Below are 26,654 nucleotides of genomic sequence, written 5' to 3' on the forward strand. Positions count from 1 at the left end.
CCGGCGGGGGTGCCCCCCCCCTCGGGTACGACGCCGCCGCGGTGGGCGCCCCCCGGATCGGCGGCTCACCGGCCGGGCCGGGGGGCCCGGACCGGGCCGCCCGACCCGGCGTTGGCGAGGATTTCACCGCCGCGTGCGGATCAGTTCCACCGCCACCCCTGGCCCACCCGCGCCGCCCCGCCCAGACTGTTCCTCACCAGAGACTCGCGCGGTCCGGCCCCGCGCCGGGGAGGGCAGCACCATGACCCAGGGGTACGCGCCCGGGCTGCCGTCGTGGCTGAGCATCGCGGATGCCGGCCCGACGGACGCGCCGGGGGAGCGGGCCGTGCTGTCGGCGGCGAGCGCCCGCAGCCGGGCCGGCCTGTTCGTGGCGCTCGTCGGCGCGCTCGGTCTGCCCGGCTACGTCGGCCGCAACTGGGACGCGTTCGCCGACAGCCTGCGCGACCGGCTCGACGCCGGCCCGCTGACCCTGGTGGTCGACGACGCCGCGCAGTTGCTCGTCGACGAACCCGTCGGCCACCTCGGCCTGCTCCTGGCGGTCCTCGGCGACGCCGCCGGCGATGCCCCGAACCCGCTGCGGGTGGTGCTGCGGGACGTCCCGGAGCGGGTGCCCGACCTGCGCCGTCGCACGGCGCGCGCACTGCCGCGCCGCTGACCGGCCCGCGCCGTCGTGGTTCAGTCGACGCCGACCGGCTGGTCGAGGATCGCCGCGAAGCGTTCCTCGGCGAGGTCGAGCTGGCCGAAGATGTGCTCCTTGACCGCCGGCGCGAGCGGGGTGTCCGGCCGGGCGATCAGCTCCCGGTAGACCGGCACCAACGGGCGGTACTTCGTCGCCGACGAGAACACCTTCGGCCCGACGGTGTGGATCACCCCGACCCCGTTGTCGGTGAAGTCGGAGACCTTGATGACCCTGGCCCACGGCTCGCGGTCCAGGCTGGCCGCCACGTGCTCCCGATACTGCGCGTGCCGGTCCCGGCCCGGGTCGTACACCGGATTGGTGACCGCGGCGACCAGCCGCGCGACCCGGGGGCCGAACCGCGCGGCGAGCGCCGCCAGCGCCGCGGCCGTGCAGTCGTCGCCGGCCGCCGGCACCGCCCGGTGCTCGGCCGCCAGCTCCGCCGGGTGGTCCTCCACCGCGTCGTGCAGCAGGCCGGCGACGATCACGTCCACGTCGCGCACCTGGTAGTGGTGCATCATCCGGATCGCGACCCGCAGCAGGTGGTTCAGGTACGGCTCGCGCACCCGCCGGTCGTCGCGGTGCAGCTCGGCGGCGAGGTCGCAAGCGGCGGTGAGCCGGGCCCGCGTGCCGGAGTCGAACGCGCGGATCTCCAGCCGGAACCGCTCCCGCAGGCCGGGCTCGCCGTGGATCTCGGTGATCGCGTGCATGGGCATCGAGGCCAGGTACGGCGGGAAGTCCATCCACCACTTATAGCTGATCTTCACCGTCCATGGGCTTCCCCGTCGGCCTTGTGACGGGACCGTGTCCCGGCTCAGCGCAGCAGGTCCTGCTGCCGGGCGCAGAAGGTGGAGGCCTGCCGTGGTGCGCGGACAGGTTGTCCAGGGTCACGCAGATCGGCCAGCCGGGCCCGGCGACGACGGTCGGCGGAGCGACAAGACGGATTGGTGACTATATAACGCATAGTTCGGGATTGAACAGCCACCCGCTAGTTGCTGACTGTAGTCAGATCTTGGATAACACCTGGTCGCGCGACTACTTATCGTGATTACGCAACAGTGGCACCCCGAACGGCCGGCGCGGAGCGTCAGGCGGCGGGGTAGCGGAACAGGAGCAGCACATGTCAGATCACACCACACGCCGCCGCCGTCTCGCCGCACGTGCGCTCGCGCTCGTGCTGGGTGCCACCGGCGCGACCCTGGTAGCCCCGACCGCCCCGGCCGCCGCCGCCGTGCCGGGCCTGATACGCGTTGCCGCGGTAAGCGCCAACAACTCCACCGACTTCCGGTCCGTCACCGCCACCTGCCCGGCCGGCAAGGTCCTCACCGGCACCGGCTACGAGATCAACGGTGCCACCGGCGAGGTCGTGGTGGACGACCTGCGACCCAACGGCAGCGCCGTCAGCGCGCCGACCGCGGTGACGGTGGGCGCGTACGAGGCAGACCCCTTCGCCGGCAACTGGAACGTCACCGCGTACGCCATCTGCGCGAACCCGTTGCCCGGGCTGGTCCGGATCACGGCGGTCAGCGTCAACGACTCCAACCCCTTCCACAGCGCGACCGCCGCCTGCCCGTTCGGCAAGGTCCTCACCGGCACCGGGTTCGAGATGAACGGGGTCACCGGCGAGGGGGTGGTGGACGACCTGCGACCCAACGGCAGCACCGTCAGCGCGCCGACCGCGGTGACCGTGGGCGCGTACGAGGCGGACACCTTCTTCGGGAACTGGGACGTGCGGGCGTATGCCATCTGCGCGAACCCGGTGCCCGGCCTGATCCGGGTCACGACAGGCAGCCCCCGGAACTCGAACGATTCCCGCTTCGCCACCACCGCCTGCGCGGACGGGCAGGTGATGACCGGCGCGGGGTTCCAGGTCAACGGGGCGCTCGGTGAGGCGGTCATGGACGACTTCCGGCCCAACGGCAACGCCGTCAGCGCGCCGACCGCGGTGACGGTGGGCGCGTACGAGGAGGATCCCTTCGCCGGCACCTGGAACGTGCAGGCGTACGCCATCTGTGCGACCAGGTAGGACGGCCGCGACCTGGGTGCGGCGGGACAGCCTGACGCCACCCGGTGGGGCGGCGTGCCGGGACGGGGGAGAGAGGGGGCCCCCGTCCCGGCACGCCGGGTCAGGTAAGAAGGGGACCCTTCTCCACTGTATGCGTTAACAAGGGTCCCCTCCTTTTCACAGCGGCAGGCGGTTGGCGCCGGCGAGCGCACCGACCACGAGCGGGACCAGCGGCGCGGGCAGCACCTGACCGTGGCGCAGGGCCGGCGTCCAGCCGGCGTCGGTGCCCAGGTCGGGGTCGTGGGTCGCGTTGTACGCGGCCACCAGGTCGACCGAGCGGGCCCGGTCGCCGTCGGCGCGCACCCAGTTGCCCCGGGTGGTGACGGCGGTGCCGCCCCAGTCGTAGAGCAGGTCCTCGGCGGCGATGCCCGCGCCGAGGGTGAAGTGGTTGTTCTCCACGTACGCGGCGGACTGCACGCCGACGCCGACGGCGTACTCGAAGCCCTCGCCGGAGAGCCGGTACCAGTTGTTGTAGACGTCGACCTGGCCGAACCGGACGCGCGGCAGCCGCTGGAGCACGCGGTCGAACATGTTGTGGTGCAGGGTCACCTTGAGCCGGCCGACGTCCGGGCCGACGGTGTTCGACGAGCCGATCAGCATCAGCTTGTCCCGGCCGACGAACCGGTTGTACGAGGCGGTGACCAGGCTCGTGGTGTGGGTGATGTCCAGCGACCCGTCGTGCACCTGGTACGGCCGGCCGAAGTACACCGGCTGGGCGCTGTCGGGGTTGTCGCCGTCGGTGAACGTGTTGTGGTCGACCCAGACGTGCTCGCTGCGGCGCACCGAGACCTGGTCGTACTGCGAGTTCCAGTTGCCGGCCGCGCCGTCGGTCGGCGACCAGGCCGGGAAGCAGTCCCGGGCGTCGTCGAAGGTCAGGTTCCGCACGATCACGTTGTTCGCGGTGTCGATCATCAGCGTCAGCCCGGTCAGCGTCGCCCCGCGCAGCCCCACGATGGTGGTGTTCGGGCCGACGTTGATCTGGGTCTGCTTCGTCTGGTTGGCCACCGAGCGCACCCGAGCGGCCTCCAGCGTCCCGGTCGGGGGCACCATGCCCCAGACCGCCGGGTCGTACGCGGCCAGGTAGGCCGCCTGCGAGTACTCCGGGTCGGCCAGGTCGGCGCAGCCGAGCAGGCTGCCGTCGGCGGCCTCGAAACCGTCGATCACGCCCTCGACGACGATCACCTTGGGCGTGGCGTTGGTGCGGTTGGTGGCGTTGTCGCCGCCGAGGGCACGGACCAGCTCGGCGCGGGTGCGCACGAGGTGGACCTGGTCGGCGGCGGCCGAGCCGCCGGTGGTGCCGACGCCGTCGGCCGCCCAGCCGTCGCCGGGGGGCAGCGTCTGGCGGGCGAACCGCTCGACGGGCCGGGGCACCGGGCCGGCGGCGCCGCTGGCCGACGCCGCCGCACCCGGTGTGACCAGCAGGGACAGGGCGACCAGGGCCGCACCGAGAAGGCGGTGACGCATGAGGACTCTCCGAAGGGGGCTGTCGTTGCGGTGGATTCCGTGACGGGTACGAAATGCCGATACGACAGACCGTAAGGAAAATCACTCAAGTGAGTCAATAATTTCTATATGCAGCTATGTTGCAAAAAATGATGACAGGCGTGATTTGCCCGACCGTGTTCAGTCGCGAACGCGGCGGTTGCGCCCGATTTACGGGTGACGCCGTCACCCGCCGTTTGCAGTGCGTTTTCCGTGGCCCGGCACGTTCCGCCTCAGCCGTCCTCCTCCCGCGTCAGCGCGGTGCGCACCGGCGGCACCGCCCACGGCACGGCCAGCTCCGACAGCAGCGCCCCGGACCCGGCCGCCGCCCGCAGCGCCGCGTTGACGCCGCGCACGGTCAGCACCCGCTCCGGTCCCTGACCGGTCGCGGTCACCAGGTCGCCGCCGAGCAGCGTCGGCTCGGGCGCGGCCTGGACCGCCTCCAGCACGGCCGTGAACGGCGCCGTGCGAGCCAGCGGGGCGATCAGCGGCGTCCCCGTCGGGTCGGCCCGGTGCGCCAGCAGGTTCTCCAGCAGGCCGCGCCGCCCCGGCACCTCCCGCGGCGCGTCGTCGCCGGGCAGCAGCAGCCGGTCCGTCGGATACTCCAGCACCGCCCGCCCGGCCGAACCGGTCACGATCACCTCCCCGGCGACGAAGTCCTCGCCGGCCAGGGTCACCGCCGCCACGATCGGCGGCCCGGAGCGCGGCACGACCCGCAGGGCCGCCGTGTCGTCCACCTCGATGGGGCGCACCCGGTAGCGTTCCAGCTCGATCGTCGCCGGCCGCACCGGCGCGCCCGCCACCGCCTCGGCCACGGCGAGGCACTGCATCACCGCGTGGGCGAGCGGGTTGGCCAGCGCCCCGTCGAGCACCGGCCGGCCGTTCAGCGTGCGCCGGCCCGCCCAGGGTGCCCGCGCGTAGTAGCCGTCCGAGCGCTGCCAGGCGGCCACCGTGGCGATGCCCGTGACCGTGCCGAGCCGCCCCGCCGTCACCGCCGCCGTCAGCTCGGCCAGCGCCGCCGAGCCGAGGGCCTGGAAGCCGACCTGGCAGGCCCGGCCCGTCTCGGCCAGGGCGGCGGCCAGCCGCCGGTGCTCGGCCATGGAGAGCACCGGCGGCTTCTCCAGCAGCACGTCCGCCCCGGCGGCCAGCACGTCCCGGGCGATCGGCAGGTGGGTGTGCGGCGGGGTGCAGATCACGACCACGTCCGGCTCCGCCGCCGCGAGCATCTCCGCGTGGTCGGTGAAGACCGCCGTGTCCGCCGGCAGCGGGGCCGCGGGCTCCGGCTCGATTGCGCGTACGTCGACCAGCGCGACCAGGCGCACCCGTCCGGCCTCGTGCAGCGGCGCGATCACCCGGCGGTGCCAGCGGCCGTGCCCGTTCGCGCCGACCACCGCCACCCGGGGCGGCGCCCCGCCCGGATCCCCACTCAGGCCGCCGCCGCTCATGCCGCCCCCGCCAGGGTCGCCGTCACCCCATGCCGGTGCAGGGCGGTCAGCCAGTCGACGATGTCGGCGCGCACCTCCGCGTCGCCGGCCACCTCGGCGGGGAAGACCTCGCGCAGCCCGAGCAGCGCGTCGACCACCCCGGCCGGGGTGCCACCGGCGGCGGCCAGCGCGCCGGTGATCCGGTCGGCGATCGGGTCGGCCAGCGGCAGCGCCGCCCCGTCGTCGGCCGTCCCGCACACGAACCGCATCCACGCGGCCACCACCAGCGCCGACCAGCGGGCCGACCGGCCCGCCGCGCGTAGGTCCACGATGGTGTGCAGCACCCGCTGGGGCAGCTTCTGCGAGCCGTCCATGGCGATCTGGAGCGTGCGGTGGCGGATCGCCGGGTTGGCGAACCGGGCCAGCACCTCGTCGCCGTACGCGACCATCGACACCCCGTCCGGCGGGGTGAAGCTGACCGCCACCTCCTCGGCGACCAGCCGGCGCAGCACCCCGGTCAGCCCCGGCACGCCCAGCGCGTCGGCGACGGTCTCCCGGCCGGCGAGGGCACCCAGGTAGGCCGTGGCCGAGTGCAGCCCGTTGAGGCCGCGTAGCTTCACCCGTTCCCACTGCCCGGCGTCGTCGGTGAGCACCGCCCCGGCCAGCTCCCACGCCGGCCGGCCGCCCGGGAAGTCGTCCTCGATCACCCACTGGCGGTACGGCTCGGCGGCCACGGCCGCCAGGTCGGCGCAGCCCAGCGCGGCGCCGGCCGCGGCGAGGGTGTCCGCCGTGCTGGCCGGCACGATCCGGTCCACCATCGTGCCGGGGAAGGTGACCCGCTCGGACACCCAGGAGAGCACCCGGTCGGACGCGCCGGAGCGGGCCAGCGCCTGCTCGACCAGGCCGCGTAGCCGAGCGCCGTTGGCGGGCAGGTTGTCGCAGCTGACCAGCGCGACCGGCCCGGCGTCGGCCGCCGCCCGGGCGGCCAGCCCGCGTACCAGCAGGCCGGGCACCGTCGTCGGCGGCGCGTCGCCGGCCAGGTCGGCGGCGAGCGCCGGGTCGGGGCGCAACCGGCCGGTCACCGGGTCGAGCTGGTACGCCTTCTCCGTCACGGTCAGGGTGACCACCCGGATCGCCGGGTCGGCCAGCAGCGCGACCACGGCGTTCGGGTCGCTCGCCGCGTGCCGGACCCCGGCCAGGGACCCGATCACGCGGGTGCTGTCGCCCTCGGCGGACATGGTGGTCACGCTGAACAGGTTGTCCTGCGCGGCGAGCGCCTCGACGAGCTCGGTGCTGCGCGGGGCGACGCCGACGATGCCCCAGTCGCCGCCGGCCGCGCCGACCGCCGCCTCGGTGTAGACGGCCTGGTGGGCGCGGTGGAACGCGCCGAGGCCCAGGTGCACGATGCCGGCCGGCACGGTGCCGGGGCGCAGCAGCGGGCGGCTGGCCTCGGGCAGTCGGTGCAGCGCGGCCAGCCCGAGGCGGGACGCCCCCACGGTCACCGCCATGCCGGGCCGTCCGGGAAGCGGAACTCGGCGATCGACCCGGGGCGCATGGTGGCGCTGTAGCCGGGTGCGGTGGGCAGCAGGTACCGGCCGCCCCGGGTGCGTACCGGGTCGACGAAGTGCTCGTGCAGGTGGTCGACGTACTCGACCATCCGGCCGTCGAGGCTGGTGCCGACGCGCAGGAAGTCGAAGATCGCCAGGTGCTGGACGTACTCGCAGAGGCCGACGCCGCCGGCGTGCGGGCAGATCGGCACGCCGAACTTCGCCGCCATGACGATCTCCGAGAGCACCTCGTTGACCCCGCCGACGCGGCAGGAGTCGATCTGCATGACGCCGATCGCCTCGGCCTGGAGGAGCTGCTTGAAGATCACCCGGTTGGCGGCGACCTCGCCGGTGGCCACCCGGCACCGGCCGCCGGTCAGCTCGGTCACCGCGCGGGCGATCCGGGCGTGGCCGAGGATGTCGTCGGCGTGCGTCGGTTCCTCGATCCAGTACGGGTCGACCTCCGCCAGCGCCGCCATGTTGGTGATCGCCTCGTCGACGTCCCACACCTGGTTGGCGTCCATCATCAGCAGCGCGTCCGGGCCGATCTCGGCGCGGATGATCCGCGCCCGGCGCAGGTCGTCGGCCGGCGGGCCGCCGACCTTCATCTTCATCGCCCGCCAGCCCTGCGTGTACGCCTCGCGGGTCAGCGCCCGGACCTTCTCGTCGGGGTAGCCGAGCCACCCGACCGAGGTCGTGTACGACGGGAATCCGTCGCGCTCCAGCAGGGCGACCCGGTCGGCCATTCCGTCGCGGCCTTTTTCGAGGATCGCGCTCGCCTCGTCGGGGGTGAGCGCGTCGGTGATGTGGTGGAAGTCGATGCTGGCCACCAGCTCCTCGGTGGGCAGCTCGGCGAGGAAGCGCCACATCGGCTTGCCGGCGAGCTTGGCCCGCAGGTCCCACACGGCGTTGACCAGCGCGCCGGTCGCCATGTGGATGACGCCCTTCTCCGGGCCCAGCCAGCGCAGCTGCACGTCGGCGCTGAGCGAACGCCAGAACCGCACCGGCTCGGCGACGATCTCCTCGATCGTCCTGCCCTCCACGTGGTGGGCCAGGGCCCGCACGGCGGCACAGGTGATCTCGTTGCCCCGCCCGTTGGTGAAGGTGAAGCCCGCGCCGACCACCCCGGCGTCGGTGCCCAGCTCGACGTACGTCGCCGAGTAGTCGCCCTTGTTGATCGCGTCCGAGCCGTCGCCGGCCGCCGCGGTCGGGAAGCGCACGTCGTGCACGTCGACGGAGGTGATCCTGACTGTCACAGCTGTTCCCCGATCTTGTAGACCCTCTTGGGCAGGCGGTAGGCGAGGTCGACGACGGTCTCGGCGGCCTCGTCCTCGGTCAGCCGGTGCTCGGCGACCAGCCGGGCGAGGAAGCCCGCGTCGACGCGGCGGGCCACGTCGTGGCGCACCGGGATGGAGCAGAACGCCCGGGTGTCGTCGACGAACCCGGCGGTGTTGTAGAAGCCGGCGGTCTCGGTGACCGCCTCCCGGAACCGGCGCAGCACCTCGGGGGAGTCCAGGAACCACCAGGGCGCGCCGAGGTAGAGGGCCGCGTAGCCGCCGGCGAGGGGGGCCAGCTCCCGGGTGAAGGTGTACTCGTCGAGGGTGTAGACCACCACCCGCAGCCGGGGGTCGTTGCCGTGGGCGTCCAGCAGCGGGGTGAGCGCGTGCAGGTACTCGGTGGCCTGCGGGATGTCCCCGCCGACGTCGCGACCGTGTCGGGCGTACAGCCAGCGGTTGTGGTTGCGCACCGAGCCGGGGTGCAGCTGCATCACCAGGCCGTCGTCGAGCGACATCCGGGCGAACTCCAGCAGCATGTGCGCCCGGAACGCCTCCGCGTCGGCGGCGTCGGCTTGCCCGCGCCGGCCCCGCTCGTAGAGCGCCGCGGCCTCGCGCGCGCCCAGGTCCAGGGTGCGCGCGGTCGGGTGCCCGTGGTCGGAGCAGGTGGCGCCGGCCGCGATGAACGCCTGCCGGCGCCGCCGCAGGGCGGCCAGGAAGCCGGCGTACGTGCCGGTGTCCTCCCCGGCGACCTCGCCGAGCCGCTCGACGTTGTCGGCCCAGTGGTCGAACTCCATGTCGACCACGTTGTCGGGGCGGAAGGTGGTGACCACCTTGCCGCCGGGGCCGCCCCAGCCGTCGGCGGCGAGCTTCGCGTGCTGGGCCAGGTCGTCCAGGGGCGACTCGGTGGTGGCCAGCACCTCGATGCGGAACCGGTCAAACAGGGCCCGGGGCCGGAACTCCGGCTCGGCGAGCCGGGCCGCGACCTGGTCGTACACGGCGTCGGCGGTGGCGGGGGACAGCGGGGTGTCGACCCCGAAGACTTCGGTGAGGGTCTGCTCCAGCCACAGCCGCGACGGGGTGCCCCGGAACAGGTGCCAGCCGTCGACGAAGCGCCGCCAGATCTTCCTGCCGTCGGTCTCCACCGGGCTGCCGTCCACCGTCGGGACGCCCAGCTCGGCCGGGGGCACGCCCTGGCTGAGCAGCATCCGGGTCAGGTAGTGGTCGGGCACGATGATCAGCCGGGAGGGGTCCGGGAAGGGGCGGTCCTCGGCCAGCAGGGCCGGGTCGACGTGCCCGTGCGGGGAGATGATCGGTTGTTCCGCCGCCAGCGTGTACAGCTGCCGGGCGAGCGTGCGTAGGCCCGGGTCGGCGGGGAGGAGCAGGTCGGGTCGGGAGGTGGTCGGCACGTCGGATGGCTCCTCGGATGCGGTCGATGGTGCGCAGGCGCGGCAGGTCAGGGCAGGGTGAGCAGGTCGGCCACCCGGATGGCCTGGCCGGTCTCGAAGGACCGGTTGGCGGCCAGGCCGGTGAGCAGCGCGAGGGCACCGTCGCGCGCGGTGGCCGCCCGGTGCAGCGGGTCTGCCGCGCCGCCGAAGAGCACCTGCGTCATCCGGGCGTCCGCGCCGCCGTGGCCCTGCCGGGTGTACCCCTCGACCTCGATGCGCTGCGGCGGCTGCCAGTACGGCCGCAGCGTGAGCGTGGCCGACCCGCCCTCGGCGGCGGCCTCGGTGCCGTGCAGCGCCGCGCCCTTGAGGGCGCCGGCGGCCTGCGGGCTGACGAACTCGCTCTCCACGACCTCCAGCTCGAGGCGGCCCCGGCTGCCGTTGACCATCACCCGGTAGCCCTCCCAGGGGGCGTACGCGGTGAGGTGGTAGGTCATCGTCGCGCCGGTGGAGTAGCGGGCCAGCACGGCCATGTCGTCCTCGATGGTGACGCCGGGGGCGAAGACGTTCTGGTCGCGGTGGTAGCCGTCGGAGGCCTCGGCGTCGAGGTACAGCTCGCGCAGCCGGGGGTGCTCGGCCATCCGCAGCGCGAACGGGTCGTCGGCGGCGGCCGGGGCGTCGTGCGCGCGTGCGTAGTCGCGGGCGTAGCCGTGCCGGCGGCCGGCGTCGCCGTAGAAGAACAGCCGGCCGGCGGCGTAGACCTCGACCGGGGTGGCGTCGAGCCACCAGTTGACCAGGTCGAAGTGGTGGCTGGCCTTGTGCACCATCAGCCCGCCGGAGTTGGCCTTGTCGCGGTGCCAGCGCCGGAAGTAGTCCGCGCCGTGCCGCACGTCGAGCAGCCACTCGAAGTGCACCGACCCGATCTCGCCCACCGCGCCGTCGGCGAGCATCCGGCGCAGCTGCTCGTGCAGCGGGTTGTAGCGGTAGTTGAAGGCGACGGTGACGTGTCGGCCGGTCTCGGTGACCGCGTCCAGGATGCGTCGGCAGCGCGGCGCGTCGACGGTCATCGGCTTCTCCGAGACCACGTCGCAGCCGGCGCGCAGGGCGGCGACGATGTACTCGTCGTGGGTGGCGTCGACGGTGCTGACGAGGACCGTGTCGACCCGCTCCTTGTCCAGCATCGCGGCGAACTCGTCGGCGCGGTACGTCGGCACCGGCGGGTGGCCCAGCTCGCCCAGCCATCGGTTGTGCGCGTCCATGCGGGCCTGGTTGACGTCGGCGAACGCGACCAGCTCGGCGGTGTCGGCGTGGTCGCGCACCAGCGCCCGGACGAACATCTCGGCCCGGGCGCCGGTGCCCACCACCGCGTGACGTGTCCGTCCACCGGATCTCGAAGACATCGCGTGGGCCTCCTGGCTGGCTGCAAAGGTTTGCAGTGAAGAAACCACGATCGATCACGACGAGTCAACGACGGAAACAAAATCCGCGTGGATTGCCCTGCTTTGCAGGCATACGAACGCATGCTGCGTGCCCGTTCGAAACCTGGTCGTAATCTTCGAGCGTTGACACTGGAGCAACCGTTTGCATTAATTGTCGGCACCCACGTGACCGCAGCCACACCGGACGAAAGGGCCGCCGTGCCAGTCACCATCAGGGACGTCGCACGGGCCTCCGGCGTGCACATCTCGACGGTCTCCCGCACGTTCTCCGCGCCGCACCTGGTCAACCCGGACACCCGGGTCCGGGTGCTGGCCTGCGCGGAGGACCTGGGCTACCGGCCCAACCGCGCCGCACGGGCCCTGATCACGGGCCGCACCCACAACATCGGCCTGATCATCGCCGACATCGCCAACCCGTTCTTCCCGCCGCTGATCAAGGCGGCGGAGGGGCAGGCCCGGCACCGCGACTACCACATCTTCGTCGCGGACACCAACGAGGACCCGACGGCCGAGGAGGAGCTGGTCCACGCCCTGGCCAAACAGGTCGACGGGGTGCTGCTGTGCAGCCCCCGGATGAGCAACAGCCTGATCGAGCAGCTCAGCCGCGAGGTCCCGCTGGTGGTGATAAACCGCCAGGTGGCCGGCCTGCCCTGCGTGATGATGGACGTCGGGCAGGGCGCCCGCTCGGCGATCGAGCACCTCGTCGGCCTCGGCCACACCGCGATCGGCCTGCTCAGCGGGCCCCGTGGCTCGTGGACCAGCCGGGAGATCCGCCGGTCGGCCGCCGCCGCGGCCCGGGCCGGTGGCGCCGAGCTGACCGTCCTCGGCCCCAACCCACCCACCGAGCACGGCGGCCTAGCGCTGGCCGAACACGTCCAGCGCGCCGGCGTCACCGCCGTGCTCGCCTACAACGACCTGATGGCGATCGGGCTGATCGAGGGGCTCGACGCCCTCGGGGCCCGGGTGCCGCAGGACGTCAGCGTCGTCGGCATCGACGACATCACCCTGAGCCGGCTCACCCGGCCCAAGTTGACGACGGTGGCCACGCCTACCGCGGCCGCCGGCCGGACGGCCGTCGACATGCTGCTGCAACAGGACACCGACGCGCCGCGATCGCGGGGCGCCGGCAGAGGCACGGCAGTCGGCGCCCGTCGCACCACCGCACAGGTAATGCTCCAGACCGAGTTGGTCATCCGCGACTCCACCGGACCCGCTTCGGCATCCGGTAGCCCCGGTGCCGTCCAGGTCAGCCCGGGCCCGCATCGCCCTGCGGACCCGGGCCGCCCGACAGCGGCCACCGGTGGCGTCGTCGCCTCCTAACGCCAAGGAGTGAGCGCACACATGCACCCCGCCACGCCCCCCACCGCCGGCGCACCCGCCGGGCGTTCCCACCGTACTCCCCGCCGGAAGCTGCTGCGCGGGCTCGTCGCCCTCGCCGTGGCCGCACCCCTGGTCCTCGGCGCCGCCGCCTGCGGCGACGACTCCGCCAGCGACGACGGCAAGGTCAAGCTCTCCATCTTCTGGTGGGGCGGCGAGGCCCGGGCCAAGCTGACCGAGGACGCCCTCGCCCTCTACACCAAGAAGAACCCGAACGTCACGTTCGAGAAGACCTGGCAGGCCAACCAGGGCTACTTCGACAAGCTGGCCACCCTCACCGCCGGCGGCAACCCGCCGGACATCTTCCAGATCGACGACAACTACCTCGCCGAGTACGCGGCCCGCAACACCACGCTCGACCTGACCAGCTACTCCGACTCGGGCAAGCTCGACGTGTCGAAGTTCCCCAAGAGCCTGTGGCAGTACGGCGTGGTCGACGGCAAGCTCGCCGGCCTCGCCTCCGGCGAGAACACCCAGGGCCTGGTCTACAACAAGACCCTGCTCACCAAGAACGGCCTTCCGGAGCCGACCACCGGCATGACCTGGGAGGAGCACATCGCCTGGGCCGAGCAGGTGGCGAAGAAGACCAAGATCCCCGGCACCATGGACCCGAGCGCCGACTACAAGGCGTTCTGGGTGTGGCTGCGCCAGCAGGGCAAGGACCTGTACAACGGCAACCAGCTCGGCTTCACCGTCGAGGACGTGACCAAGTGGTTCGAGCTGTGGAAGGGCGCCCGGGACCGCGGCGCGACCCCGACCCCGGACGTGATCCACGAGGGCAACGCCACCGACATCACCAAGCAGCTCGTGGTCACCGGAAAGGCCGGCACCTCCTGGGTCTGGGTCAACCAGATGCCGGAGCTGAAGAAGAACACCAAGGACGAGCTGGGCGTCGTCGCCTACCCGGGTGACCCGAGCGGCCAGTGGGCCCGCGCCTCCATGTACTGGTCGGTGTTCAAGGGCAGCAAGCACAAGGACATCGCCGTCGACGTGCTCAACTTCCTGGCCAACGACCCAGAGGCCGTCAAGATCCTCGGCACCGACCGCGGGCTGCCGTCCAACCTGGACCTGCGCCGGGTCGTCAGCGACGACACCACCGACCCCGCGATGAAGCAGTCCATCGCGGTGGAGACCGAGCTGGCCCAGAAGTTCGGCCAGTCGCCGCAGGTGCCGATCAAGGGCCACAGCAAGGTCCGCGCCGAACTGGTCAAGGCGGCCGAGGAGGCGCAGTACGGCCGGCTCGCCCCGGCCGCCGCGGCCGCCCTGTTCATGGACGCCTGCAAGTCCGCCATCGCCTGAACCGCCGCACAAGCTCGGAAAGGAGCCGGCTCGTGGCCCTGACCACGGTGCCCGACCCGACCCGACGCGGCACCGGATCCGCCCGCGCCCACGCCCCCCACGGCGTGGCCGGGCGGATCCGGCAAAGCGAAGGTCTCGCGGGGTACGTCTTCCTCTCGCCCTGGCTCATCGGACTGATGGCCATCACGGCGATTCCCATGCTCTTGTCCCTCTACCTCAGCTTCACCAACTACGACATCCTCACCCCGTTCTCGGAGGTCGAGTGGGTGGGGCTCGCCAACTACGAGCGGATGTTCACCAGCGATCCGTCCTACTGGCACGCGGTGCGGGTGACCCTGACCTTCGCCCTGGTGGCGGTGCCGCTGAAGCTGGCCGCCGCGCTCGGCGTGGCGCTGCTGCTCAACCGGGCCTGGCGCGGGGTCGGGCTGTTCCGCAGCCTGTTCTACCTGCCGTCGCTGCTCGGCGGCAGCGTCGCGCTCGCCATCGTCTGGGTGAACATGTTCAACCGCGACGGCGCGTTCAACTCGATGCTGGCCCTGTTCGGCATCGAGGGCAAACCCTGGGTCAACGACCCGGACTGGGCGCTGGAGACGCTGATGGTGCTCGCCATCTGGCAGTTCGGCGCCCCCATGGTGATCTTCCTGGCCGGCCTCAAGCAGGTGCCGACCGAGCTGTACGAAGCCGCGTCCGTGGACGGGGCCGGCAGGTGGCGGCAGTTCCGCGCAGTCACCCTGCCGATGCTCTCCCCGGTCATCTTCTTCAACCTGGTGCTGGAGACCATCAACGGCTTCCAGGGCTTCACCGCGGCCTTCGTGCTCAGCAACGGCACCGGCGGCCCGGTCGACTCCACGCTCATGTACACGCTGAACCTCTACATCAAGGGCTTCACCGACCTGGAGATGGGCTACGCCTCGGCGATGGCCTGGGTCTTCCTGATCGCCATCGGCGTCATCACGGCGGCCTTCTTCAGCACCGGGCGGTTCTGGGTGCACTACTCCGACGGGGAGGACCGGTGACGACGGCTACCGCAGAACCGCCGGTGACCGGGCCCCGCCGCCCGCGCGCCGGACGGGGGCAGGCCGTACGCCTGCTCGTCCTGATCGCGATCGTGGTGGTCGTCCTCTACCCGCTGTTCTGGATGATCGGCACCTCCGTCAAGAGCCAGGAGGAGATCGTCAGCAACATCGGCCTGCTGCCGAAGGAGTTCACCCCCGGCAACTACGTCGACGGGTGGACCAACTTCGACCTCAGCTTCGGCCGGTTCTTCCTCAACAGCGCGATGGTCAGCCTGCTGACCGTGGTCGGCAACGCGGTCTCCTGCCTGCTCGCCGCGTACGCCTTCGCCAGGCTGAGGTTCCGGCTGCGCGGGATGTGGTTCGCGATCATGATCGGCACCCTGCTCCTGCCCGGGCACGTGCTGATCGTGCCGCAGTACATCCTGTTCCGCAGCCTCGGGCTCGTCGGCGGCGAGTGGCCGTACCTGCCGCTGCTGATCCCGCAGTTCCTGGCGACCGAGGCGTTCTTCGTCTTCCTGATGGTGCAGTTCATGCGGGGCATCCCGCGCGAGCTGGACGAGGCCGCGAAGATCGACGGGGCCAGCGCGTTCGGCATCTTCCGGCACGTCATCCTGCCGCTGAGCCGCCCCGCGCTGGTCACCACCGCGATCTTCTCGTTCATCTGGACGTGGAACGACTTCTTCCGGCAGTTGGTCTTCCTGTCCAGCCTGGAGGACTACACGGTGCCGGTGGCGCTGACCCTGTTCATCGACTCGACCAGCCAGAGCGCGGTCGGCCCGATGTTCGCCATGTCGGTGCTGTCCCTGCTGCCGGTGTTCCTGTTCTTCCTGGCCTTCCAGCGGATGCTCGTCGAGGGCATCAACACCAGCGGCCTCAAGGGGTGAGCGTCGTGCCGCAGGACGCACCGGCCCGCCGGGACTGGCGGGACGTGGTCCGCGACGCCGCCGACCTGGCCCTGGTCGGGTTCGGGCTGGTGGTGGGCGCGCTGCCGGTGCTGACCGCCGGCGCCGCGCTCGCCACCGCCAGCGCCGCCGTGCACGACCGGATCACCGACGGCGGCTGGCCGAACGCGCGGACCACGCTGCGCCGGTACGTCCGGGGACTGCCGGCCGGCGTGCCGGTCACCCTGGCCGCGCTGGCCGGCGCGGTCCTGCTCGGCGCCGACCTGGCCGCGCTGGCCACCGGCCGGGTCCCCGGCGGGGCACCCGCCCTGCTGGTCACCGGGCTCGTCGTGGCGGCCCTGGCCGGGTACGCCGGCCTCGTCGTCGTCGAGGTCGGGCGGGCCGGCGGGCGGGGCTGGCGGTCCGCCGCCCGGTCCGCCGCCCGCGCCTGCCTCGCCGGCCCGGGCGGCTGGGCGGCGGCCAGCGGAGTGTGCTGCCTGGCCGGCATCCTGACCGCGCTGGTCATCCCGGTCGCGCTGCCGATCCTCGCCGGTTACGCCCTGGCCGCCCTGCACGCGGTCGCCCGCCGCCGCCCCGCCGTCGCCGTGGAGTCGTCGTGACCGAGACCGTGGAGCCGTCGTGACCGACCACCGCCCCCGCCCCCGCACCGACGACGCCGGCCCCGGCAGCCCCGACGACCCCCGGCTGCGCGTCGGCGGCGTCGAGGTGGCCCGGTACGTGCTCGCCCCGGACCTCGACGCCACGCACGGCCCCCGCCCTTACCTGCACCCGGTGCGGACGCTGGGCGGGACGGTGGTGACCGACGAACTGCCTCAGGACCACGTCTGGCACCTCGGCGCGTCCCTGGCCGTGCAGGACGTCGCCGGCACCAACCTCTGGGGCGGGCGCACCTACGTGCGCGACACCGGCTACACCTGGCGCGCCGACCACGGCCGGATCGTCCACACCGGATGGGACGAGCGCGCCGACGACGTGCTGACCCACCGGCTCCAGTGGCGCGACCCGACCGGCGCGGTGCTGCTCACCGAACGCCGTCGCCTTTCCGCCGCCCCCGTGCCCGGCAACCCCGATGCCTGGCGGCTGGACCTGCGCTACGCCCTGACCGCCCCCGCCGACCGGGACATCCCCCTCGGCAGCCCCGCCACCAACGGCCGCCCCGGCGGCGCCGGATACGGCGGGTTCTTCTGGCGCGCGCTCGCCGCCGAGCCACCACACTCCTTCACCGCCTCCGCCGACGGCGAGGAGTCCGTCAACGGCAGCGCCGAGCCGTGGGTCGCCCTGACCGGCACCGGGCCGGGCGGCGGCGCGTACACCCTGGTCTTCACGGGCCTGGGGACCGGCGACCGGTGGTTCGTCCGGACGGCGATGTACCCGGGGGTCTGCGTGGCGTTCGCCTTCGAGACCCCGGTCGTGGTGCCCGCCGGCGGCAGCCGGCACGGCCGGCACGGCGTCGTCGTGGCCGACGGGGTCCTCGACCGCGGCGCGGCCGCCGCCCTGGCCGCCGCCGACCCGGCGGAAAGCGCGTGACCGCCGCTCCCGGCCCCGAGGTGGTCGCCGTCGGCGAGACCATGGTGGTCATGTCGCCGGCCGACGCCGCGCCGCTGGAACGCACAGACCGGCTCCGGCTCGGCGTCGGCGGCGCGGAGTCCAACCTGGCGATCGGCCTGGCCGGGCTCGGCCACCGGGTGGCCTGGGTCAGCCGGGTCGGCGACGACCCGTTCGGGCGGATGGTCCTGCGCGAGGTCGCGGGCGGGGGCGTCGACGTCGGCTCGGTCGCGCTCGACCCGGACGCCCCGACCGGCGTCTACTTCAAGGACCCCCGGCCGGAGGCCACCGGGGTGCACTACTACCGGGCCGGCTCGGCCGCCTCCCGGCTCGGCCCCGGCGCGCTGGCCGACCCGCGCCTGGCCGGCGCGCGGCTGCTGCACCTGTCCGGCATCACGCCGGTGTTGTCGGAGTCCTGCCGCGACCTCGTGGCGCACGCGGTCGACGACCGGCCGCTCGGCTCCGCGCTGATCAGCTTCGACGTCAACCACCGGCCCCGGCTCTGGCCGGCCGCCCGGGCCGCCGAGGTGCTGCGCGAACTCGCAGACCGGGCCGACATCGTCCTCGTCGGGTTGGACGAGGCCGAGCGGCTGTGGGGGACCACCGACCCGCAGGCGGTGCGCCAGCTGCTGCCCCGCCCCGCGACGGTGGTCGTCAAGGACGGGGCCCACGGCGCGACGGCGCTGCCGCGTACCGGGCCGGCGGTGTTCGTGCCGGCGCTGCGCGCGCCGGTGGTCGAGCCGGTCGGCGCGGGGGACGCCTTCGCCGCCGGCTACCTCTCCGCCGTGCTGCGCGGGCTGGACCAGACCGCCGCGCTGCGCTGCGGCCACGTCGTCGCGGTCCGGGCCCTCGCGGTGCCCGGCGACTGCGCGCCGCCGCCGCACCGGCGGGACCTCGACGGGATCGTGGCCCTGAGCGCCGACCGGTGGGCGGCGCTCGACCCGACGGCGGCCGGCCTGCTCGACGGCGTGTCTGCGGCGGTCGACAGCGCGGATACCCGTGCTGGGGTCGGCTCCGAGGACACGCCGGCTGCGGTGGCCGATGACGACAGCGAGAACGTGGGGACCGGCGCGGCCGGTCCCGGAAACGGAAGGGGCAGCCGGTGACGGCGCACGACTTCGCACCGATCTTCGCCGGCGCGCGGGTCATGGTGATCCTGCGTGACCTGCCACCGCAGGAGACGGTCCGGCTCGCCAACCGGGCCTGGGACCTCGGCATCGACGTGGTGGAGGTGCCGGTACGCACCCCCGAGGCGGTGACCGCGCTGCGCGCCGCCGTGGAGGCAGGGCGGGACCGGGACCGGATCGTGGGGGCGGGCACCGTGTTCACCCCGGCGCAGGTCCGGCAGTCCGCGTCCGCCGGTGCGGCGTTCACCGTCGCGCCCGGGCTCGACCTCGCGGTGGCCGACGCCGCGCTCACCTACGGGATCCCCCACCTGCCCGGCGTGGCCACCCCGACCGAGGCGCAGCGGGCCCGCGACCACGGGCTGACCTGGCTGAAGGCGTTCCCGGCGGTGAGCCTCGGGCCGCAGTGGTTCAAGGCGGTCGCCGGGCCGCTGCCCGAGCTGCGCTTCGTCGCCACCGGCGGCATCGACGCCGGCAACGCGGCAGATTTCCTGGCGGTCGGCGTCAAGGTGGTGGCGGTCGGGTCCGCCCTCTCCGACCCCGACCAGATCGATCGCCTCGCGGAGCTGGCCCGGGGCGACGGGGTGGGGTGACCGGGCGCGGCGGGGCGACCGGTCGGGGGTGATCGACTCCATGTCGGCGACATGGCGGTATCCGCCGGAGTCGATCGCGCGATGTCGCCGACCTGGCGGCGGAGGCGCGCGCCCCCGGTCCAGGCGGCTCCCACCCCGGGCCGGCGCGCCGGGGCGGGTCAGCCGGGGGCCGGGCCGGTGCTGCCCCGGCGCACCAGCTCCGCGGGCAGGGTCTCGACGCGGGGCCGCCCGCTCGCCGGGTCGAGGGCGAGGGTCATCGCCCGCACGCCCAGCTCGACCAGCGGGAGCCGCACCGTGGTCAGCGCGGGGGTGACGTCGGCTGCGATCGGCATGTCGTCGAAGCCGAGGACGGACACGTCCTGGGGCACCCGAACGCCGCGCGCGCGCAGCAGGGCGAGCGCGCCGACGGCCATCGAGTCGTTCAGCGCCACGATCGCGGTGGGGGCAGGGTTGGTCTCCAGCAGCTCGGCCGTGGCGCGGGCCCCGCCGTCGCGGTCGAAGTCGGCGAACCGGATCCGCTCCTCGGGCAGCTCGACGCCCTGCTCGGCGAGCGCCCGCCGCAGCCCGGTCAGCCGGTCGGTGATGGTGGTGAGCACCCGGGGACCGGCGATCACGCCGACGCGCCGGTGCCGGAGGCGCAGCAGCTCCCGGCCGATCAGCTCGCCGCCGGTCGCGTTGGCGGGCATCACCGCGTCGCCGAAGTGGTCGTGCCGGCCGATGACCGCGACCCGCCCGCCCGTCGCCTCGTACGCGGCGAGCTTCTCGTTGAGCAGCGTGGTGAACGCGGTGTCGTGGTAGCCGGACCCGGCCAGCACGATCGCGGCCACCTGCTGGCCGCGCAGCAACTCCACGTATTCCAGCTCGCGGACGGGGTCGCGGTAGCTGTTGCAGATGATCAGCAGGCGACCCCGCTCGGTGGCCACGCGTTGCAGCCCCCGGGTCACCTCGGCGAAGTACGGGTCGGAGACGTCGTGCACGACGACGCCGACGACGCTGCGCTGCGGCCGGGCCAGCAACTGGGCGTGCGCGTTCGGCACGTACCGCAGGTCGGCGACGGCCCGCAGCACGCGTTCGCGTAGCTCGTCGGCGACCGGCTTGCTGCTGCCGTTGATCACCCGTGACGCCGTCGCGGGGGAGACTCCCGCCCGCCGTGCGACATCGGCCAGCGTCGCCATCCGCCGCCCCTCATGGTCCTCCCGCGCGGGCCCGGCCCCGCACGGTCGCGGACAGGTTACCGCAGTCGTACCGGAAAGCCCTTGCCCTGCGGGGCGGGCGCCACCTACGCTCCCAGGAAAGCGCTTGCCTGGCGCGTTGGCCGATCCTGCCCGCCGGGCGGGTGCCGGCCGCCCGAAGAGAGGGAAGAGAATCATGAGCCGTAGGCCGATAGGCATCATCGTCAATGGCGTCACCGGTCGGATGGGCTACCGCCAGCATCTCGTCCGGTCGCTGCTCGCCATCCGGGAGCAGGGCGGGGTGCCGCTGGCCGACGGCACCCGGATCTGGCCCGAGCTGATCCTGGTGGGGCGCAACGAGAACCGGCTGCGCGACGTCGCCGAGCGGCACGGGCTCACCGACTGGACGACCGATCTCACCGCCGCGCTCGCCCGCGACGACGTCGAGGTCTACTTCGACGCCCAGCTCACCCAGCAGCGGGAAAAGGCCATCCGCCAGGCGATCGACGCCGGCAAGCACATCTACACCGAGAAGCCCCTCGCCGAGGACAGCGCCGCCGCCGTCGAGCTGGCCCGCGCCGCCGACGCCGCCGGCGTCCGCACCGGCGTGGTGCAGGACAAGCTCTTCCTGCCCGGCCTGCGCAAGCTCAAGCGGCTGATCGACGGCGGCTTCTTCGGCCGCATCCTCTCCGTACGCGGCGAGTTCGGCTACTGGGTCTTCGAGGGCGACTGGCAGCCCGCCCAGCGCCCGTCCTGGAACTACCGCGCCGAGGACGGCGGCGGCATCGTGATGGACATGTTCCCGCACTGGCACTACGTGCTGGAGGAGCTGTTCGCCCCGGTCCGCGCGGTCTCCTGCGTCACCGCCACCCACATCCCGCGCCGCGTCGACGAGGCCGGCCGCCCCTACCCGGCCACCGCCGACGACGCCGCGTACGGCATCTTCGAGCTCGACGGCGGGATCATCGCCCAGCTCAACTCGTCCTGGGCCGTCCGGGTCAACCGCGACGAGCTGGTCGAGTTCCAGGTCGACGGCACCGAGGGCAGCGCCGTCGCCGGGCTGCGCAACTGCCGCGTCCAGCACCGCTCGGTCACCCCGAAGCCGGTGTGGAACCCGGACCTGCCCTCCGGCGAGAACTTCCGCGCCCAGTGGAGCGAGGTGCCGGACAACGACGAGTTCGACAACGGCTTCAAGGTGCAGTGGGAGGCGTTCCTGCGGCACGTGGTGGCCGGCGAGCCGTTCCCGTGGGACTTCATGGCCGGCGCCCGCGGCGTGCAGCTCGCCGAGCTTGGCCTACGCTCGGCCCGCGAGCACCGCCGCGTCGAGGTCCCGGAGCTGAGCCGATGAGCACCGGGGTCGTCCTGCCCGACGGCACCCGGCACCGGCTCACCGGCGGCCCCGGCTACCCCCGCCCCGCCGCCCCGGCGACCTCCCGCATCGCGTACGCCGCCGCGCACGTGGTGGCCGACCCGCGCGCCGAGAACGTCCCGGGCGCCCCGGCCGCCGTCGACTGGGACCGCACCCTCGCCTTCCGGCGCCACCTGTGGTCGTACGGGCTCGGGGTCGCCGAGGCCATGGACACCGCGCAGCGCGGCATGGGCCTGGACTACCCGGCCACCCGCGAGCTGATCCGGCGCAGCGCCGCCGAGGCCCGCGCGGCGGGCGGCCGGATCGTCGCCGGGGTCGCCACCGACCAGCTCCCGGTCGGCGCGGCCAGCATCGAGCAGATCCGCGACGCGTACGCCGAGCAGCTCACCGAGGTCCTGACCGCCGGGGCCCGGCCGGTGCTGATGTGCAGCCGGCACCTGGCCGCCGCCGCCCGGGGCCCCGAGGACTACCAGCGGGTGTACGCCCACCTGCTGGCCGCCACCGACCAGCCGGTGGTGCTGCACTGGCTCGGCGGCATGTTCGACCCGGCGCTGACCGGCTACTGGGGCTCGTCCGACCTGGATCTCGCCGCCGACGCCGTGCTGGACCTGATCAAGGACCATGCCGAGAAGGTCGACGGGATCAAGGTGTCCCTGCTCGACGCCGACCGGGAGGTCGCGCTGCGCCGCCGGCTGCCAGCCGGGGTACGCCTCTACACCGGCGACGATTTTCACTACCCAGAGCTGATCCGGGGCGACGAGGTGGGGCACTCCGACGCGCTGCTCGGGGTGTTCGCCGCCATCGCACCGGCCGCCGCCGCCGCGCTGGCCGCCCTCGACGCCGGCGACCTCGCGACGTACGACGAGGTCTTCGGCCCGACCGTGCCGCTGGCCCGGCACCTGTTCGCGGCCCCGACCTGGCACTACAAGACCGGCATCGTGTTCCTGGCCTGGCTGACCGGCCACCAGGACCACTTCACCATGGTCGGCGGCCAGCAGGCGGGCCGGTCGCCGGCCCACCTGGCCAGGCTGCTCACCCTGGCCGACGCGGCCGGGCTGCTGCCCGACGCCGAGCTGGCCGCCGCCCGGGCCCGGGCCTACTTCACGGTCGCCGGGGTGACCCAGTGACCGCCGTGGGCGGGTCGGCGGTGCCTGTGGTGGACGGGTCGGCGGTGGCCGCCGTGGGCTGGCCGGCGGGCGGCCGCCTCGGCGACCGGCTGGCCCGGTTCTCGTTCAACCAGGCCACCGCCACCGGCTGGGGCCTGGAGGAACTGGTCGCCGGCTGCGTGACCGCCGGGGTGCCGGGCGTCGGGCTCTGGCGGGAGCCGGTGCAGGAATACGGCGTCGAGCGGGCGGCGCGGCTGGTCCGTGAGGCGGGGCTGGCCGTCACGTCACTGTGTCGGGGCGGGTTCTTCACCGCCGACGGCTGGCGCGACGAGAACCTGCGGGCGATCGAGGAGGCCGCCGCCCTCGGCACCCGCGAGCTGGTGCTGGTCTCCGGGGGCCTGCCGGCCGGCAGCCGCGACGTCGACGCCGCCCGCGAGCGGGTCGCCGACGCGATCGGCGAACTGGTGCCGCACGCCGAGGCGGCCGGGGTGCGGCTGGCCATCGAGCCGCTGCACCCGATGTTCTGCGCCGACCGTTGCGTGATCTCCACCCTGGCCCAGGCCCTCGACATCGCCGAGCGGTTCGACCCGGGCGCGGTCGGGGTGGTGGTCGACACGTACCACCTGTGGTGGGACGACACCGTGTTCCGGCAGATCGCCCGCGCGGGGGACCGGATCGCCGCGTTCCAGGTGGCGGACTGGGTCACCCCGCTGCCGGAGGGCGTGCTGCTGGGCCGGGCGCTGCCCGGCGAGGGCTGCGTCGACATGCGCCGGTTCCGCGACGCGGTCGACGCGGCCGGCTACCGGGGGGCGATCGAGGTGGAGGTCTTCCACGCCGACCTCTGGGCCCGTCCGGGGCCGGAGATCCTCGCCGCCGCTATCACGGCCCACCTCATCCACGTGGCCTGACCGCACCTGTCGCCCGGCGCACCTGTCGGCCTGGGGGCCCGCGGCTGGTGCCGCCGGCCCTCAGGCCGCGCCCCCCGCCCCACGCCCTGCCCGCCCACCCGTCCCCGCCGATCTTGCACTTGCGGCCTCCGGAATGGGTGTTTGGCACCTTTAGTCCGGGCCGTAACTGCAAGATCGCGTGAGCAGCGGGCCCGGGTCGGGGTGTTCGGCGTAGCCGGAGCACCATGGGCGGTGGTGCGACGGCAGGGGAGGCGGCGATGACGCGGTGGAGCTGGTTCCGGGAGGCCGCCGGCCGGGTCCGGCAGGGCTGGCTGCCGGTGGTGGAGGGGACCGTCGCCGCCACGGTGGCCTGGGTGCTGGCCACCCGGCTGGTCGGGCACCCGCAGCCGTTCTTCGCCCCGGCCGCCGCGCTCATCGTCCTCGGGCAGGCCCGGGGGCAGCGGATGCGCCGGGCGGTCGAGGTGGTGCTCGGCGTCGCCGCCGGGGTGCTCGTCGCCGATGTGGTGGTGCAGGCCCTCGGGCCGCACACCAGCTGGACGGTCTTCACGGTCATCCTGCTCACCATCGTGCTGGCCGTGGCGATTGGCGCGGGCAGCGTCTCCGTGGTGCAGGCCGCCGTCTCCGCCCTCTACCTGGTGGTGGTCGCCCCGCCGACGGAGTCGCTGATTCCGTTCCGGTTCGTCGACGCGTTGATCGGCGGGGCGGTGGCCCTCGTGGCCAGCCAACTCGTCGACGCCCGCCGCCCACTCGCTCCGCTGGTCGCCGAGTTCCGGCAGACCTTCGAGGACCTCGCCGGGCTGCTGCGGGAGGTCGCCGACGCCCTCGACGGCCGCGACGAGCAGGCCGCCCTGGCCGCCCTGGACCGGGCGCGGGGCATGGACGCCGCCGTGGAGCGGCTGCGCGTCGCGGTGCTCGCCGCCGGGGAGGCGCTGACCCTGCACGTACGCCGCCGCCGGCACATGGGCCGGCTGCGTACGGTCGACGCGTCCATCGGGCAGATCGACTACGCCGTGCGCAACGTGCGGGTGCTGGCCCGCGCCGGGGTGACCCTCACCCGGCTGGCGACCCCCGTGCCGGCCGACCTCGGCGCGGCGGTCCGCTGCCTCGCCGACGCCGTGCACGCGGCCGGGGAGGCGTTCGCCGCCGACCTCGACGGCCGCGGTGCCGTCGCCGACGAGCACGCCGCCCGCGCCGAGGCCGCCGCGCTGGACGCCGTCCGGGTCGCCGGGCGCCTCTTCGCCTCCGGCCAGCCCCTGCCTCTGGCGATGATCGTCGGGCAGGTGCGAGCCACCGCCATCGACCTGCTGCGCGGGGTGGGCGTGGACGACGACGCCGCCGTGCTCGGCCGGGTCGACGAGGCACTCGGCCTGCCGGCGGTGTGATCCCGCCGCTCGCCTGTCCTCCTGTCGCCCGTCTGTTCGTCCGCCCGCCTGTCCTCCTGTCCGTCACGACCTCACCCCTGTCGAGAGGAAGCCACCGTGAGCAGCACCGCCGCCCCGCCCACCGAGCCGGATGCCGGTCGGGCCGGCGCACGACGCCCGGTACTGGCCGCCCGCAACGGCGTGGCGGCCGTGTTCGCCCTGAACGGGCTCGCGATCGCCACCTGGTTCGCCCGGGTACCGGCCGCCCGTGAGGCGCTGGACCTCAGCGCCGGAGGGCTCGGCCTGCTGCTGCTGTCGATGTCGGTGGGCGCGCTGCTGGCCATGCCGACGGCCGGGCTGGTGACCCAGCGCCTCGGCACGGCCCGCGCGGTGGTCCTCGGTGCCGCGCTGGTCTCGGGCGGAATGGCCGTCGCCGGCACGTCCGCCGGGGTTGGGTTCCTGCCCGGGGCCGCCGTCGGCCTGTTCGCCTTCGGCTACGGCGCCGGCACCTGCGACGTGGCGATGAACATCGAGGGTACGACGGTCGAGCGGCGGCTCGGGCGGACGATCCTGCCCCGGTTCCACGCGGCCTGGAGCCTCGGATCGGTGGCCGGGGCGGGGCTCGGCGCCGGGGCGGCGCGGGTCGGGGTGCCCATCGCCGCGCACCTGAGCGTCCTCGCGGTGGTGGTGATCGTCGGCACGCTGCTCGGGGCCAGGTCGTTCCTCCCCGCCGCCGGGAACGCGCCGGCCGGTGGGGAGAGTGCCGCCGCCTCGGCCCGGCGCGCGTCGCTGCTCGCCGCCTGGCGGGAGCCGCGTACCCTGCTCATCGGCCTGCTGGTGCTGGTGATGGCGTTCACCGAGGGCAGCGCCAACGACTGGCTCGCGGTGGCCTTCGTCGACGGGTACGGGCTCAGCGAGGCGGCCGGCGCCGCGGTGTTCGGGGTGTTCGTGGCCGGCATGACCGTCGGGCGTACCGCCGGAACGGTGGCGATCGACCGCTGGGGTCGGGTGCCGGTGCTGCTCGGCACCATCCTGCTCGCCGGGGTGGGTGCCGGTCTCGCGGTGCTCGCCGGCAGCGGGCCGGTGGCGATCGCCGGCGTCGCACTGTGGGGGCTGGGCGCGTCGCTCGGCTTCCCGGTGGGGCTCAGCGCCGCAGCCGACGAGGAGGACCGGGCGCCGGCCCGGGTCAGCGTCGTCGGGGTGATCGGCTACACGGCCTTCCTCGGCGGCCCGCCGCTGCTCGGCCTGCTCGGCGACCACGTGGGCACGCTGCGGGCGCTGCTGTTGGTGCCGCTGCTCCTGGTGCCCGCCCTCGCCCTCGTCCCGGTGCTCCGGCCGCCGGCCGCCGGCCGCAGCCGCCCGGCCTAGGCCGGACCCACGCACGCGACGTTTCGTATCGATCACCGGTCAGGGCCTGGCAGCCGGAGCATTCCTCGCCACGCACCGTAACCGTTCGGCCGTCTCGAACTTCGCAAGGCGCCCACCCGCCGGAGAGCCTAATGAGTTCTGGGAGTTGGTCGGTGGGTGCGGCAGACTCCTGATGGGTAGCCGCCGGCGGATGAGCACTTGTTGCGCCTGGACTCGGAGTCC

At 73.9% G+C, this 26,654-nt stretch carries 23 protein-coding genes; 15 read left to right on the plus strand and 8 right to left on the minus strand.

The window, feature by feature from the left end; all coding sequences use genetic code 11:
* Positions 1 to 241: 241 nt before the first annotated feature.
* Entirely contained in the window at positions 242 to 655 is a 414-nt protein-coding gene (locus tag ACFT41_RS27605; protein ID WP_377590478.1) for a barstar family protein, read from the plus strand.
* 20 nt (positions 656 to 675) lie between these two features.
* Here ACFT41_RS27605 and ACFT41_RS27610 read toward each other — a convergent pair whose 3' ends face one another.
* Entirely contained in the window at positions 676 to 1,419 is a 744-nt protein-coding gene (locus tag ACFT41_RS27610) for an HD domain-containing protein (RefSeq protein WP_377590481.1), read from the minus strand.
* A gap of 377 nt (positions 1,420 to 1,796) precedes the next feature.
* Here ACFT41_RS27610 and ACFT41_RS27615 point away from each other — a divergent pair, with 377 nt between their 5' ends.
* Entirely contained in the window at positions 1,797 to 2,702 is a 906-nt protein-coding gene (locus ACFT41_RS27615) for a hypothetical protein (protein ID WP_377590479.1), read from the plus strand.
* Positions 2,703 to 2,858: 156 nt separating this feature from the next.
* Here the strand turns inward: ACFT41_RS27615 and ACFT41_RS27620 are convergent, their stop codons facing one another.
* From ACFT41_RS27620 to ACFT41_RS27645, 6 genes are all read right to left on the minus strand, one after another.
* Positions 2,859 to 4,205 carry a polysaccharide lyase family 1 protein gene (locus ACFT41_RS27620; protein WP_377589585.1) on the minus strand — a complete coding sequence of 449 codons (1,347 nt, stop codon included), beginning with the start codon at positions 4,203 to 4,205 and terminating at the stop codon, positions 2,859 to 2,861.
* Between the two features lie 251 nt (positions 4,206 to 4,456).
* Positions 4,457 to 5,668, minus strand: a complete 1,212-nt coding sequence (locus tag ACFT41_RS27625; RefSeq protein ID WP_377589586.1) for a Gfo/Idh/MocA family protein — start codon at positions 5,666 to 5,668, stop codon at positions 4,457 to 4,459.
* A complete protein-coding gene (locus tag ACFT41_RS27630; protein ID WP_377589587.1) occupies positions 5,665 to 7,155 on the minus strand; it encodes a mannitol dehydrogenase family protein in 1,491 nt (496 codons plus the stop codon). Before ACFT41_RS27630 ends, ACFT41_RS27625 begins: the two co-directional genes overlap by 4 nt.
* A complete protein-coding gene (locus tag ACFT41_RS27635; RefSeq protein WP_377589588.1) occupies positions 7,146 to 8,450 on the minus strand; it encodes an enolase C-terminal domain-like protein in 1,305 nt (434 codons plus the stop codon). The genes ACFT41_RS27630 and ACFT41_RS27635 overlap by 10 nt, the downstream gene beginning before the upstream one ends.
* The gene (gene uxaC, locus ACFT41_RS27640) at positions 8,447 to 9,877 is read right to left on the minus strand and encodes a glucuronate isomerase (protein ID WP_377589589.1); all 1,431 of its coding nucleotides are present in this window, start codon (positions 9,875 to 9,877) and stop codon (positions 8,447 to 8,449) included. Before uxaC ends, ACFT41_RS27635 begins: the two co-directional genes overlap by 4 nt.
* Before the next feature lie 47 nt (positions 9,878 to 9,924).
* Positions 9,925 to 11,253 carry a Gfo/Idh/MocA family protein gene (locus ACFT41_RS27645; protein WP_377589590.1) on the minus strand — a complete coding sequence of 443 codons (1,329 nt, stop codon included), beginning with the start codon at positions 11,251 to 11,253 and terminating at the stop codon, positions 9,925 to 9,927.
* A 237-nt stretch (positions 11,254 to 11,490) separates the two neighbouring features.
* Here ACFT41_RS27645 and ACFT41_RS27650 point away from each other — a divergent pair, with 237 nt between their 5' ends.
* The 8 genes from ACFT41_RS27650 to ACFT41_RS27685 all read left to right on the plus strand — a co-directional run bounded on the left by ACFT41_RS27650 (position 11,491) and on the right by ACFT41_RS27685 (position 19,148).
* Positions 11,491 to 12,612: a LacI family DNA-binding transcriptional regulator gene (locus ACFT41_RS27650; RefSeq protein WP_377589591.1), complete on the plus strand. Its 1,122-nt coding sequence runs from the start codon at positions 11,491 to 11,493 to the stop codon at positions 12,610 to 12,612.
* Between the two features lie 21 nt (positions 12,613 to 12,633).
* Positions 12,634 to 13,968 (plus strand): ABC transporter substrate-binding protein, encoded by a 1,335-nt coding sequence (locus ACFT41_RS27655; protein ID WP_377589593.1) that lies wholly within the window; start codon positions 12,634 to 12,636, stop codon positions 13,966 to 13,968.
* A gap of 32 nt (positions 13,969 to 14,000) precedes the next feature.
* Positions 14,001 to 14,984, plus strand: coding sequence for a carbohydrate ABC transporter permease (locus ACFT41_RS27660; RefSeq protein WP_377589592.1), 984 nt, complete (start codon positions 14,001 to 14,003; stop codon positions 14,982 to 14,984).
* A gap of 122 nt (positions 14,985 to 15,106) precedes the next feature.
* A complete protein-coding gene (locus ACFT41_RS27665) occupies positions 15,107 to 15,868 on the plus strand; it encodes a carbohydrate ABC transporter permease (protein ID WP_228986886.1) in 762 nt (253 codons plus the stop codon).
* Positions 15,869 to 15,873: 5 nt separating this feature from the next.
* Positions 15,874 to 16,485, plus strand: coding sequence for a hypothetical protein (locus ACFT41_RS27670; protein ID WP_377614030.1), 612 nt, complete (start codon positions 15,874 to 15,876; stop codon positions 16,483 to 16,485).
* Between the two features lie 19 nt (positions 16,486 to 16,504).
* Entirely contained in the window at positions 16,505 to 17,413 is a 909-nt protein-coding gene (locus tag ACFT41_RS27675; protein WP_377589854.1) for a PmoA family protein, read from the plus strand.
* Positions 17,410 to 18,537, plus strand: coding sequence for a sugar kinase (locus ACFT41_RS27680; protein ID WP_377589855.1), 1,128 nt, complete (start codon positions 17,410 to 17,412; stop codon positions 18,535 to 18,537). Before ACFT41_RS27675 ends, ACFT41_RS27680 begins: the two co-directional genes overlap by 4 nt.
* Positions 18,534 to 19,148: a bifunctional 4-hydroxy-2-oxoglutarate aldolase/2-dehydro-3-deoxy-phosphogluconate aldolase gene (locus ACFT41_RS27685; RefSeq protein ID WP_377589856.1), complete on the plus strand. Its 615-nt coding sequence runs from the start codon at positions 18,534 to 18,536 to the stop codon at positions 19,146 to 19,148. Before ACFT41_RS27680 ends, ACFT41_RS27685 begins: the two co-directional genes overlap by 4 nt.
* A 158-nt stretch (positions 19,149 to 19,306) precedes the next feature.
* On the opposite strand, the gene ACFT41_RS27690 is transcribed toward ACFT41_RS27685, so the two are convergent.
* Positions 19,307 to 20,323 carry a LacI family DNA-binding transcriptional regulator gene (locus ACFT41_RS27690; RefSeq protein WP_377589857.1) on the minus strand — a complete coding sequence of 339 codons (1,017 nt, stop codon included), beginning with the start codon at positions 20,321 to 20,323 and terminating at the stop codon, positions 19,307 to 19,309.
* A gap of 193 nt (positions 20,324 to 20,516) precedes the next feature.
* Here ACFT41_RS27690 and ACFT41_RS27695 point away from each other — a divergent pair, with 193 nt between their 5' ends.
* The 5 genes from ACFT41_RS27695 to ACFT41_RS27715 all read left to right on the plus strand — a co-directional run bounded on the left by ACFT41_RS27695 (position 20,517) and on the right by ACFT41_RS27715 (position 26,432).
* The gene (locus tag ACFT41_RS27695) at positions 20,517 to 21,668 is read left to right on the plus strand and encodes a Gfo/Idh/MocA family protein (RefSeq protein ID WP_377589858.1); all 1,152 of its coding nucleotides are present in this window, start codon (positions 20,517 to 20,519) and stop codon (positions 21,666 to 21,668) included.
* Positions 21,665 to 22,816: a dihydrodipicolinate synthase family protein gene (locus tag ACFT41_RS27700; RefSeq protein WP_377589859.1), complete on the plus strand. Its 1,152-nt coding sequence runs from the start codon at positions 21,665 to 21,667 to the stop codon at positions 22,814 to 22,816. The genes ACFT41_RS27695 and ACFT41_RS27700 overlap by 4 nt, the downstream gene beginning before the upstream one ends.
* Positions 22,817 to 22,905: 89 nt before the next feature.
* Entirely contained in the window at positions 22,906 to 23,703 is a 798-nt protein-coding gene (locus ACFT41_RS27705; protein WP_377589862.1) for a sugar phosphate isomerase/epimerase family protein, read from the plus strand.
* Between the two features lie 257 nt (positions 23,704 to 23,960).
* Positions 23,961 to 25,085 carry an aromatic acid exporter family protein gene (locus tag ACFT41_RS27710; RefSeq protein ID WP_377589860.1) on the plus strand — a complete coding sequence of 375 codons (1,125 nt, stop codon included), beginning with the start codon at positions 23,961 to 23,963 and terminating at the stop codon, positions 25,083 to 25,085.
* A gap of 96 nt (positions 25,086 to 25,181) precedes the next feature.
* Positions 25,182 to 26,432, plus strand: a complete 1,251-nt coding sequence (locus ACFT41_RS27715) for an MFS transporter (protein ID WP_377589861.1) — start codon at positions 25,182 to 25,184, stop codon at positions 26,430 to 26,432.
* Positions 26,433 to 26,654 lie beyond the last annotated feature (222 nt).

The organism is Micromonospora sp. NPDC057141, assembly GCF_042670805.1.
Classification (GTDB): Bacteria; Actinomycetota; Actinomycetes; order Mycobacteriales; family Micromonosporaceae; genus Micromonospora.